The organism is Marinicellulosiphila megalodicopiae, assembly GCF_045862395.1.
Classification (GTDB): Bacteria; Pseudomonadota; Gammaproteobacteria; order Pseudomonadales; family Natronospirillaceae; genus Marinicellulosiphila; species Marinicellulosiphila megalodicopiae.
Genome location: NZ_AP023087.1, coordinates 2,193,054 through 2,205,801, shown reverse-complemented (window position 1 = coordinate 2,205,801; position 12,748 = coordinate 2,193,054). Strand labels below are relative to the sequence as shown.

The window sequence follows — 12,748 nt, the reverse complement described above, 5'->3', positions numbered from 1 at the left end:
TATTCCATATTTCCATTTAGAGTAATCATGGATAGTATCATATTATCAATATCAACCATCCATAAAAAAAACTGTTTGAAATGGATTCAAAACAGCTTTTTTTACATCTAGATTAGGTTTCGCATTTTATAATTATATTAAGGACACAATTCATAAATATCATTAGTTTTTTGTACACAAAATCCTAGATCAACCTCTTCTGTCAAAAACCATTCAATCAATGTTGCGTAACCTGAATAAAATTGATCGTATTTATAGCGATCAGGATCTAAAAAATCACGTTTGTCATACATTTCAGTAACAACTGTACGTTCTTTAAAATCTTTTAATTGGTAATTTGCTCCTTGTTCTAACAAATAAAGAGTTGTACCAAAATGTCCAGATGATAGTGAAATTGTGGTTGCTGAAAAACTATATTCTTTTGTTTGATAATTAATTTTCGCACCCGAATTCACTAGCAATTTCACCATTTTCAAATTCTCACTGCCAAATGCAATCGCTATTAATGGGGTATTCTGACCAAATAGTAAATCTGGATTTGCCCCTACCTCCAAAATCGCCTCTAAATAATCGATTTCATCAAATATAATAATACTATCTATAATCGCACTATCACCTCCCAAACCATACAATAAATCGGGGTTAGTGCCCTTTGCTAATAAATGTTTAAAACCCTTTAGGTTATCCATTTTAAACGCCCAAACCAATAAAGAGTAATTATCTAAACCTAAAGCATTTACATCTGCACCCTGGCTTATAAGTTCATCCATCTTCTGAGTATCACCCTCACCAGCAGCGGTTGCTAATTTAGCGGTTAATTTATCTGGATAAATATCTTCCACTTCGTAACCACTGAGATAGCCAGAGCGACCAGCTTCAGTATTCAAGACATCACAAGATGTTGAAATTAAAAGCATTAAGTTTAGGGTTATCAGACTAAATTGAACCTTCATATTATTATTTCCATAGACCTGTTATATTTTTAGACAGTACCATATCACCTATATTATCCTCTCAAAATAAAAAAAGTCCCATTAGGAATCATCCAAACAGGGCTTTTTTAAGTACTATCTCAGTTTAATTTAAAGAATATAAACTTGCATATTAATCAACCACAGCCTCAGCTGGGCCACCGTCGGTAATGGTCCAACCTAACGTTTCAATTAAATAAGTACGGCCTGTTTCTGCTAATGAGCCTGGCGTGTACTTACTGTTGCCACCATCAAATGTTACGTTTTGCTTTGGTGTTAATTGTGCGCTCCAGCTGGCTAATAACGCATCGTAGTTTGTGGTTGAGAGTGTCACGCCGTTAAACATCTGAGCCATATAACGCACACTGGTAATATCCCACATACTTAAGTCTTGATCAAAACTGATAGCGCCTTGGAACATGCCGCGCATATCCGTCACCGAAGATACATCCCAACTGCTTAGGTCTTGGTTAAAACTGCTGGCACCAGAAAACATATAACCCAAATTCGTCACCGAGGACACATCCCAACTGCTTAGGTCTTGATTAAAACTGCTGGCACCATAAAACATACGGTTCATACTCGTCACAGAGGACACATCCCAACTGCTTAGGTCTTGGTTAAAACTGCTGGCATCACCAAACATCGACTGCATACTCGTAACAGAAGACACATCCCAACTGCTTAAGTCTTGGTTAAAACTGCTGGCACTATAAAACATATATCTCATATCCGTCACCGAGGACACATCCCAACTGCTTAGGTCTTGGTTAAAACTGGAGGCATTTCTATACATATTACGCATATCCGTCACCGAAGACACATCCCAACTGCTTAGGTCTTGGTTAAAACTGCTGGCACCATTAAACATGTAACCCATGTCCGTAACCGAAGAAACATCCCAACTGCTTAGGTCTTGGTTAAAACTGCCGGCACCATAAAACATACCGTACATATTCGTCACCGAGGACACATCCCAACTGCTTAGGTCTTGGTTAAAACTGCTGGCACCTGTAAACATACCGTTCATATTCGTCACCGAGGACACATCCCAACTGCTTAGGTCTTGATTAAAACTGCTTGCATAATTAAACATACCGTTCATATACGTCACCGAGGATACATCCCAACTGCTTAGGTCTTGGTTAAAACTGCTGGCACCATCAAACATACGGTACATACTCTTCACCGAGGACACATCCCAACTGCTTAGGTCTTGGTTAAAATAGCTCCCTTGAAACATACCTTCCATATCCGTCACCGAAGACACATCCCAATTGCTTAAGTCTTGGTTAAAACTGCTGGCAGAAGCAAACATGGCTCTCAAAGTTGTAACTGATGACACATCCCAACTGCTTAGGTCTTGGTTAAAGTTGCTTACACTCCAAAACATATAAGCCATATTCGTCACCGAGGACACATTCCAACTGCTTAGGTCTTGGTTAAAACTGCGGGCATAAGCAAACATGGCGTACATATTCGTCACCGAGGATACATCCCAGCTATTAAGGTCTTGGTTAAAACTGCTGGCACTATAAAACATATAATTCATATTCGTCACTAAAGATAAATCAGGATCATCATCAGCATTCATTACCATGTTTTGCGCATAATAAAACGCTTGATTCATAGACAACCAATTATTATTCCCCCAATGTTCCACTGACAATAATTTTCTTGAATCTGATGAGCTCGAAGAATTAGAGCCATCAAAATAGATTTGCGGATAGGTTCCACTGATGATCACTTGATATTCGCCTACTTGACTGTAGGTATGGGTAATTTCACTGGTGATATTGCTGTCGGTATTGCCGTCGCCCCAATCCACAGTAAAGTCATAACTAAACTCTGAGTTCACTTCTAATGTGATTTGGTTGTCGTCACTTTGTCCTTGATTGTCTGTTTTCCAGATGGTGATGAATGAACTAGACATTACGGTGACCCAGCGTTTAACCATGACTTGTTGACCATGACTGTCTGTTGCGTAATAGGTCAGTTCGTACTCCCCTTCTGTTTGGCTATCGACAGAGCCTTCTATTTCAATAGTTAATTCGCCATCTTTATCGTCCGTGGAAGTAGCGCCTAAATCAGCATAATTGTCGCCTAAATAAATACTTATATTAGCCTCACCATTTAAGGAGATTTCTGGGGCTAAATCTTCAATTACTGTTACTGTGCGTGCGAGACTGGTTTGGTTGCCTGCTGCATCGCTGACTGAATACGTCACATTGTATGTCCCCAAAGTTTGGGAAATAATGTTATCGCTGATGGAAACGTTTAATTCATCATCGTAATTGTCTGTAGCATTCACTCCTAACTCTTGATAAAAGTCACTTTCAAATATAGTTATTTCTAAATCACCAATTAGAGTAATCACTGGCGCTGTGGTGTCGACAATATTTATCGTACGTGTGATTGCTTCAGCGAGATTTCCTGAACTATCTATTGCTTGGTATGTGATGGAATAACTACCAACAACGCTTATATCTAAATTGCTTGAGATATCGGCTGTTAAATTTGAATCGTAATTATCACTTACGATTGCACTTTGTTCTGTGTAATCTGTATTCACTTCAATTGATACAACAGAATCGCCGATTAATGTAATTTCAGGTGCGGTGGTGTCTACAACATGAACCGTACGTGTAATAGTTGCACTGTTACCCGCAGAATCACTTGCGCTGTAAGTTAAGGTATAGTCGCCCAATATAGCGCTATTTACCTGTCCTGAAACAACGACATCTACTTCGCCATCTTTTACATCAACCGCAACGGCACCGGCTTCTATATAGTCATCTAAATACTCTAAGGTGATGTCTTTTTTTCCGTTTAAACTAATCACCGGTGCTTGCCCATCAACGATATTAACCGTTCGAATTGCCGTTGCTTGATTGCCCGCTTCATCGGTTGCTGTATATAAAACTGAATAACTGCCTATTTGCGTGTCATTCACATTACTGGTGATAACGGGGGTAATGCTGCCATCCTCATCATCCGTAGCATTGGCGCCTAATTCAAAATAGCTAGTGCCTAATGAAATTTGAATGTCAGCCGCACCATTTAACGTGATCACCGGGGCTTGAGTGTCTGTCTCAACTTGAGTTTCGGTTTCTGAATTAGTGCTTGTTTCTGACTGGGTGCTTGTTTCTGACTGAGTATCAGTTTCTGATTGAGTGCTTGTTTCTGAATTAGTGCTGGTTTCTGACTGGGTGCTTGTCTGTGTTTGAGTATCAGTCTTGCCAGAAGTATTACCATTACCGCCACCACAAGCGCTTAAACAGAGCATGGACGAGATTAATAAACTAGAAATATTGAACGCTTTCATATTTTTATCCTTAGTTGAACGGGTTAGATTTTAAAAAAACGGGATCTTATCACACTTAATTATTGAAAATAAGAACTGAAAAATTGGACACATATAGTTAACAACTTTAATTAACACCTATAGATATTCAGTCATAAGTGTCACGCCATCCACCATCTTACATCCAATCGTTGAGGTTAGTTTTACTGGAATGAATCCCAGCCCTACAGGTTTGATTTGTAATTGTGACTTGCAGATACAAGCTCGGGTTTTAGCTCGTCAAAACTAAATTAGACTGTAGCGATAAACAATCTGATCGTCATTTTCTAACTCAAATAAAAAAGCCTCTAAACACAAAGTATTTAGAGGCTTTTTTATTTTTCATTTCCGTCATCCTCGAGGGCACTTTCTCGGGGATCCAGTGTGTTTTCAGTTCATTTTTTTTAATTTAAAGAATATAAACTTGCATATTAATCAACCACAGCCTCAGCCGCGCCACCGTCGGTGATGGTCCAACCTAAGGTTTGAGTTAAATAATTACGGCCTGTTTCTGCTAATGAGCCCGGTGTGTACTTACTGTTGCCGCCATCAAATGTTACGTTTTGTTTGGGTGTTAATTGTGCGCTCCAGCTTGCTAATAATGCGTCGTAGTTTGTGGTTGAGAGTGTCACGTCTTTGAACATCTCTCTCATATCCGTCACACTGGTAATATCCCACATACTTAAGTCTTGGTTAAAACTGCTGGCACCAGAAAACATATAACCCAAATTCGTCACTGAGGACACATCCCAACTGCTTAGGTCTTGGTTAAAACTACTGGCACCATAAAACATCCAGTCCATATCCGTCACCGAGGAGACATCCCAACTGCTTAGGTCTTGGTTAAAACTGCTGGCACCATAAAACATATACCGCATATACCTCACTGAGGACACATCCCAACTGCTTAGGTCTTGGTTAAAACTGCTGGCACCTCTAAACATACGATTCATATTCGTCACCGAGGACACATCCCAACTGCTTAGGTCTTGGTTAAAACTGCTGGCATCTCTAAACATCGCACTCATATCCGTCACCGAGGACACATCCCAACTGCTTAGGTCTTGGTTAAAACCGCTGGCGTCAAAAAACATCCAATTCATATCCGTCACCGAGGACACATCCCAACTGCTTAGGTCTTTATTAAAATTGCTGGCACCTCTAAACATACGATTCATATTCGTCACCGAGGATACATCCCAACTGCTTAGGTCTTGGTTAAAACTGCTGGCATCAGTAAACATATTCCTCATATCAGTCACTGAGGACACATCCCAACTGCTTAGGACTTGGTTAAAACTGCTGGCAGCATAAAACATATAACTCATATACGTCACAGAGGACACATCCCAACTACTTAGGTCTTGGTTAAAACTGTTGGCACCACTAAACATGTCGTACATATTCGTCACTGAGGACACATCCCAACTGCTTAGGTCTTGGTTAAAACTGCTGGCACCAGAAAACATATACCTCATTTCCGTCACTGAGGACACATTCCAACTGCTTAGGTCTTGGTTAAAACTGCTGGCACCATCAAACATATTACTCATTTCCGTCACTGAGGACACATCCCAACTGCTTAGGTCTTGGTTAAAACTACTGGCACCAGAAAACATAGAACTCATATCCGTCACTGAGGACACATCCCAACGACTTAGGTCTTGGTTAAAACTGCTGGCACTTCGAAACATATTCTTCATTTCTGTCACTGAGGACACATCCCAACTGCTTAGGTCTTGGTTAAAACTGCTGGCATCATAAAACATCCTTTCCATAATCGTCACTGAGGACACATCCCAACTGCTTAAGTCTTGGTTAAAACTGCTGGCACCAAAAAACATTAAACTCACATCCGTCACTGAGGACAAGTCAGGAGCATCATCAGCATTCATTACCATGTTTTGCGCATAATAAAACGCTTGATTCATAGACAACCAAACATTATTACCCCAATGTTCCACCGATAATAATTTTCTTGAATCTGATTCAGTAGATCGGGAACTAGCAAAATAAATCTGCGGATAGGTCCCACTGATGATCACTTGATATTCACCTACTTGACTGTATGTGTGGGTGATTTCACTAGTCACATTACTATCTGTTTGCCCATCACCCCAATCCACCGTGAAGTCATAACTAAATTCTGAATTTACTTCTAACGTTATTTGACTGTCTTCGCTTTGCCCGTAATTATCTGTTTTCCAAATAGTCACAAATGCATCGGGCAATACAGTTACCCAACGCCTTACTGCTACTTTATGATTAGCACTATCAGTTGCATAGTAAGTCAACTCATATTCACCTTCTGTTTGGGTGTCAACTGTGCCAACTATTTCAATTTCTAACTCGCCGTCTTTATCATCAATTGCACTAGCACCTAGCTCTGTATAACTATTACCAGCAAAGATACTTGTATAAACTTCACCGTTTAAAGTTATTTCTGGCGCTAGGTCTAAGGCCACAGTTACGGTACGAGTAAGACTGCTTTGATTACTTGATGCGTCACTTACTTGATATGTCACTTCGTAAACACCAGCTACTTCGTTATTGATGTTATTACTGATTACAATCACTAACTCTGAGCTTGAATTATCAGAAGCAATTGCACCCAATTCTTGATAAATATCACCTTCAAAAATGGTTATGTCTGATTCGCCATTTAAAGTTAATTCTGGCGCAGTGGTATCAACCACATTGATAGTTCGTGTAATAATGTCAGCAGAATTTAATGAACTATCCATTGCTTGATATGTAATTGTGTAACTACCAGCAATGGACATATCTAAATCACTTGCAATATTCGCTGTTAGATTTGAATCGTAGTTATCGCTGACGGTTGCACCAAGCTCTACATATTCATTGCCTGCTTCCAAAGTAATATCAGTTTCACCAACTAAATTAATAACCGGTGATGTGCTATCCATTACATGAATAAGTCGTGTAATGGTTGCAATATTATTTGCAGAATCACTTGCGGTATAAGTTAACGTGTAATCACCTAAAATTGAGTTATTTACCTGTCCTGATATTTCAACTTGTACTTCACCTTCGCGCAAATCTACTGCCACTGCACCTGTTTCAATATATTCATCTAAATATTCTAAAGTTACTTCAGCTTGTCCATTTAAAGTGATCGTTGGCGCTTTAGTATCTGCGCCCAAAACCACTTCAACTGTACGAGTAATTGAAGCTTGATTTCCAGCTTCGTCGGTTGCTGTATAAAGTACAGAGTAACTACCTATTTGCGTGTCATCTACATTACTGGTGATAACGGGAGTGATGCTGCCATCCTCATCATCCGTGGCATTGGCGCCTAATTCAAAATAGCTCGTGCCTAATGAAATTTGAATGTCAGCCGCACCATTTAACGTGATCACCGGGGCTTGAGTGTCTGTCTCAACTTGAGTGTCGGTTTCTGACTGCGTGCTTGTTTCTGATTGAGTTTCAGTTTCTGAATTAGTACTTGTTTCTGACTGCGTTTCAGTTTCTGAATTAGTGCTGGTTTCTGACTGGGTGCTTGTCTGTGTTTGAGTATCAGTCTTACCAGAAGTATTACCATTACCGCCACCACAAGCGCTTAAACAGAGCATGGACGAGATTAATAAACTAGAAATATTGAACGCTTTCATATTTTTATCCTTAGTTGAACAAGTTAGATGTTAAAAAAAACGGGATCTTATCACACTTAATTATTGGAAATAAGAACTGAAAAATTGGACACCTATAATTAACAACTTTAATTAACACCTATAATTTAGATATTCAGTCATAAGTGTCACGCCATCCATCATCTTACATCCAATCGTTGAGGTTAGTTTTACTGGAATGAATCCCAGCCCTACAGGTTTGATTTGTCATTGCTTTTAAACAATAAACAATCTGATCGTCATTTTCTGAATTCAAATAAAAAAGCCCCTAAACACAAAGTATTTAGAGGCTTTTTTATTTTTCATTTCCGTCATCCTCGAGGGCACTTTCTCGGGGATCCAGTGTGTTTTCAGTTCATTTTTTTTAATTTAAAGAATATAAACTTGCATATTAATCAACCACAGCCTCAGCTGGGCCACCATCGGTGATGGTCCAACCTAAGGTTTGAGTTAAATAAGTTCGGCCAGTTTCTGCTAATGAGCTTGGCGTGTACTTACTGTTGCCGCCATCGAATGTTACGTTTTCTTTAGGCATTTTGTTACTCCAGCTGGCTAATAATGCATCGTAGTTTGGGGTTGAGAGTGTCACGCCGTTAAACATCTGAGCCATATAACGCACACTGGTAATATCCCACATACTTAAGTCTTGGTTAAAACTGCTGGCACCAGAAAACATATAACCCAAATTCGTCACTGAGGACACATCCCAACTACTTAAGTCTTGGTTAAAACGGCGAGCACCTTCAAACATATAACTCATATCCGTCACCGAAGACACATCCCAACTACTTAGGTCTTGGTTAAATCTACTGGCTTCAAAAAACATAGTTTCCATATTTGTAACTAAGGAAACATCCCATAAACTTAAGTCTTGGTTAAAACTGCTGGCACTATTAAACATATCACCCATGTCCGTAACCGATGACACATCCCAACTGCTTAAGTCTTGGTTAAAACTGCTGGTATTCCTAAACATCCCATACATATTCGTCACCAAGGAAACATCCCAACTGCTTAGGTCTTGGTTAAATCTGTTGGCATAATAAAACATCCACCCCATATTCGTCACAGACGACACATCCCAACTGCTTAGGTCTTGGTTAAAACTGCTGGCATATTGAAGCATAGATCCCATATCCGCCACAGAAGACACATCCCAACTGTTTAGGTCTTGGTTAAAACTTTGGGCACCATAAAACATCGCCTTCATATTCGTCACAGAAGACACATTCCAACTACTTAGGTCTTGGTTAAAACTAATGGCATAATAAAACATCCACGTCATATTCGTCACCGAGGACACGTCCCAATTGCTTATATCTTGGTTAAACCTGCTGGCACCAGCAAACATACGGTACATATCCGTCACCGAAGACAAATCAGGCACATCGTCAGCATTCATTATCATATTTTCAGCATAATGAAATGCTCGATTCATAGATAACCAAACATTATTCCCCCAATGTTCCACAGACAATAATTTTCTTGAATCTGAGGAATACGTAAAATAAATCTGCGGATAGGTACCAGTGATGATCACTTGATACTCCCCAGCTTGATTATAGGTATGGGTAATTTCACTAGTGACATTACTGTCAGTTTGTCCATCGCCCCAATCAACAGTAAAGTCATAACTAAACTCTGAATTCACCTCTAACGTAATTTGATTGTCTTCACTTTGACCTTCGTTATCAGTTTTCCAGATGGTGATGAATGAACTAGACATCACGGTGACCCAACGCTTAACTATGACTTGTTGACCATGACTGTCTGTTGCGTAATAGGTTAGTTCGTATTCCCCTTCTGTTTGGCTATCGACAGAGCCTTCTATATCAATAGTTAATTCGCCATCTTTATCGTCCGTGGAAGTAGCGCCTAAATCAGCATAATTGTCGCCTAAATAAATACTTATATTGGCCTCACCATTTAACGTGATTTCTGGGGCTAAATCTTCAATTACTGTTACTGTGCGTGCGAGACTAGTTTGGTTACCTGCTGCATCGCTGACTGAATACGTCACATTGTATGTCCCCAAAGTTTGGGAAATAATGTTATCGCTGATGGAAACGTTTAATTCATCATCGTAATTATCTGTGGCGGTTACGCCTAATTCTTGATAAATATCGCCTTCAAAAATAGTGATTTCTGAATCGCCAATTAAGGTTAATTCTGGCGCTGTGGTATCCACTACATTGATTGTGCGAGTGATTGATTCGGCTGAATTTAATGAAACATCGGTTGCTTGATAGGTGATGATGTAACTGCCAACAACGTTCATATCTAAATCGCTTGAGATATTGGCTATTAAATTTGAATTGTAATTATCGGCAACAGTAGCGCCTTGTTCTGAATAAGTCGTTTTGACTTCAATTGATATAACAGAATCGCCGATTAATGTAATTTCAGGTGCGGTGGTATCTACCACATTAATTGTACGAGTCACGCTTGAAGAATTCATTGATTGATCAACAGATTCGTATGTAACCGTATAACTACCAACAACATCGGCATCAACTTCACCTGTTATTGTTACTTGTGGATCTGTATCATAGTTATCAGTCACGCTTGCGCCTTGTTCTGAGTATTGCGTATTGACTTCAACTGACACTACAGAATCGCCTGTTAATGTCATCTCTGGCGCGGTGGTGTCGACTACATTAATAGTGCGAGTGATTGCTTCAGCGGCATTATTTGAACTGTCGATTGCTTGGTAAGTGATGGTATAAGTACCGATAACCGTCATGTCTAAATCCGTCGAAATGTTCGCGCTTAGATTTGAGTCGTAGTTATCGCTAACGGTTGCACCTTGTTCTGTGTAATCGGATTCCACTTCTAAGGTAATGTCAGACTCACCGATTAATGTAATTTCAGGTGAGATCGTATCCACCACATTAATTGTTCGGGTAATGGTTTTGGCTGCATTTTCTGAACTATCGGTTGCTTGGTAAGTGACGGTGTAACTGCCAATCACCTGTGTATTTACTTCACCAGTAATGGACAGCTCTACGTCTGAATCATAATTATCCGTTACTGTTGCGCCTGGTTCGGTATAGCTGTTTTTGACTTCTAAGGTTAATTCCGACTCGCCTGTTAATGTAATAACTGGGGCGATTTTGTCGACTACATGAATGGTTCGTGTGGCAGTAGCAATATTGTTGGCAGAATCTTTTGCACGATAGGTTAAGGTGTAATCGCCTAAAATGGCGTTATTGACCTGTCCTGAAATTGAAGTTGCCACTTCGCCTTCACGAACATCCACTGCAACTGCACCTGCATCAACGTAGGTTTCTAAATATTTTATGGTTATTTCTGCTTGCCCATTTAAGGTAATAACCGGCGCCGTTGTATCTGCCCCCAGTATTACATTGACCGAACGGCTGATAGAAGCCTGATTACCTGCGGCATCGGTTGCTGTGTAAAGCACCGAATAACTGCCTATTTGCGTGTCATCTACATTACTGGTGATAACGGGCGTGATGCTGCCATCCTCATCATCCGTAGCATTGGCGCCTAATTCAAAATAGCTAGTGCCTAATGAAATTTGGATGTCAGCCGAACCATTTAACGTGATCACCGGGGCTTGAGTGTCTGTCTCAACTTGAGTTTCGGTTTCTGAATTAGTACTTGTTTCTGACTGGGTACTAGTTTCTGACTGCGTATCAGTTTCTGATTGAGTGCTTGTTTCTGAATTAGTGCTGGTTTCTGACTGGGTGCTTGTCTGTGTTTGAGTATCAGTCTTACCAGAAGTATTACCATTACCGCCACCACAAGCGCTTAAACAGAGCATCGACGAGATTAATAAACTAGAAATATTGAACGCTTTCATATTTTTATCCTTAGTTGAACGGGTTAGATTTTAAAAAAACGGGATCTTATCACACTTAATTATTGGAAATAAGAACTGAAAAATTGGACACCTATAATTAACAACTTTTATTAACAACTTTTATTAACAACTTTTATTAACAACTTTTATTAACAACTTTTATTAACAACTTTAATTAACAACTTTAATTAACAACTTTAATTAACACCTATAATTTAGATATTCAGTCATAAGTGTCACGCCATCCACCATCTTACATCCAATCGTTGAGGTTAGTTTTACTGGAATGAATCCCAGCCCTACAGGTTTGATTTGTAATTGTGATTGTAATTTGTGGATTTAAGGTCGGGTTTTAGCTCGTCAAAACTAAATTAGGCTGTAGCGATAAACAATCTGTTAGTCATTTTCTAATTAAAAAGGAAAAAATCAATTTCTCGTACAATTAATCGCTATATCACCGGTTGTCATGATTAATTTTTCAGAAGTTAACTCTACAATAGTAGAGGATTGTTCAACTCCGAAAGGCATTAAATCATCCTCGGACATTAGTGCATCATACGGTGAAGGTTTTAAACTTTCAAAATGCCCTTTTGTTAGCGTTTCATAAATAGTATTACCTTCAATATACCAAGTTCCAGAAGCCTCAACTTGATACGCTAAATCCATTGCCATCATTGGGTTAACCAAATCGATACGAGCACTTGCGCTTGAAGTACTATTTTTTTCGTAACTCACACTCATATCCAAATCCATTGTTATGCCTTCCATATCCATTGAATATCCGCATTGCCAATTACCCACTAGCAACTCTGAATTAGTACCACCAAAGGCAGTAAAAGTAACTGAGCTTAAAGCAACAGCTGCAAGTTGAATGTATCGTTTTTTAATACTCATAAGTCATTCCTAAATATTCTAATAAAATGTATGTTTTTAAAAATATGAATGAATATTAAATTAA

5 protein-coding genes are annotated in these 12,748 nt (G+C 39.3%); all 5 read right to left on the bottom strand.

Features of this window, described 5'->3' with window-relative positions; translation table 11 throughout:
- Positions 1-137: 137 nt before the first annotated feature.
- The 5 genes from TYM08_RS09270 to TYM08_RS09250 all read right to left on the bottom strand — a co-directional run bounded on the left by TYM08_RS09270 (position 138) and on the right by TYM08_RS09250 (position 12,684).
- The gene (locus tag TYM08_RS09270; protein WP_422382691.1) at positions 138-953 is read right to left on the bottom strand and encodes an ankyrin repeat domain-containing protein; all 816 of its coding nucleotides are present in this window, start codon (positions 951-953) and stop codon (positions 138-140) included.
- Positions 954-1,104: 151 nt separating this feature from the next.
- Positions 1,105-4,296 carry a BspA family leucine-rich repeat surface protein gene (locus TYM08_RS09265; protein WP_422382690.1) on the bottom strand — a complete coding sequence of 1,064 codons (3,192 nt, stop codon included), beginning with the start codon at positions 4,294-4,296 and terminating at the stop codon, positions 1,105-1,107.
- A 449-nt stretch (positions 4,297-4,745) separates the two neighbouring features.
- The gene (locus TYM08_RS09260; RefSeq protein ID WP_422382689.1) at positions 4,746-7,946 is read right to left on the bottom strand and encodes a BspA family leucine-rich repeat surface protein; all 3,201 of its coding nucleotides are present in this window, start codon (positions 7,944-7,946) and stop codon (positions 4,746-4,748) included.
- Between the two features lie 409 nt (positions 7,947-8,355).
- Entirely contained in the window at positions 8,356-11,790 is a 3,435-nt protein-coding gene (locus TYM08_RS09255; RefSeq protein ID WP_422382688.1) for an immunoglobulin-like domain-containing protein, read from the bottom strand.
- 426 nt (positions 11,791-12,216) lie between these two features.
- Positions 12,217-12,684 (bottom strand): hypothetical protein, encoded by a 468-nt coding sequence (locus TYM08_RS09250; protein WP_422382687.1) that lies wholly within the window; start codon positions 12,682-12,684, stop codon positions 12,217-12,219.
- Positions 12,685-12,748 lie beyond the last annotated feature (64 nt).

Bases quoted from the DNA above. Each gene is read 5' to 3' on its own strand.
- TYM08_RS09270 (WP_422382691.1), bottom strand. From the start codon at position 953: ATGAAGGTTCAATTTAGTCTGATAACCCTAAACTTAATGCTTTTAATT.
- TYM08_RS09265 (WP_422382690.1), bottom strand. From the start codon at position 4,296: ATGAAAGCGTTCAATATTTCTAGTTTATTAATCTCGTCCATGCTCTGT.
- TYM08_RS09260 (WP_422382689.1), bottom strand. From the start codon at position 7,946: ATGAAAGCGTTCAATATTTCTAGTTTATTAATCTCGTCCATGCTCTGT.
- TYM08_RS09255 (WP_422382688.1), bottom strand. From the start codon at position 11,790: ATGAAAGCGTTCAATATTTCTAGTTTATTAATCTCGTCGATGCTCTGT.
- TYM08_RS09250 (WP_422382687.1), bottom strand. From the start codon at position 12,684: ATGAGTATTAAAAAACGATACATTCAACTTGCAGCTGTTGCTTTAAGC.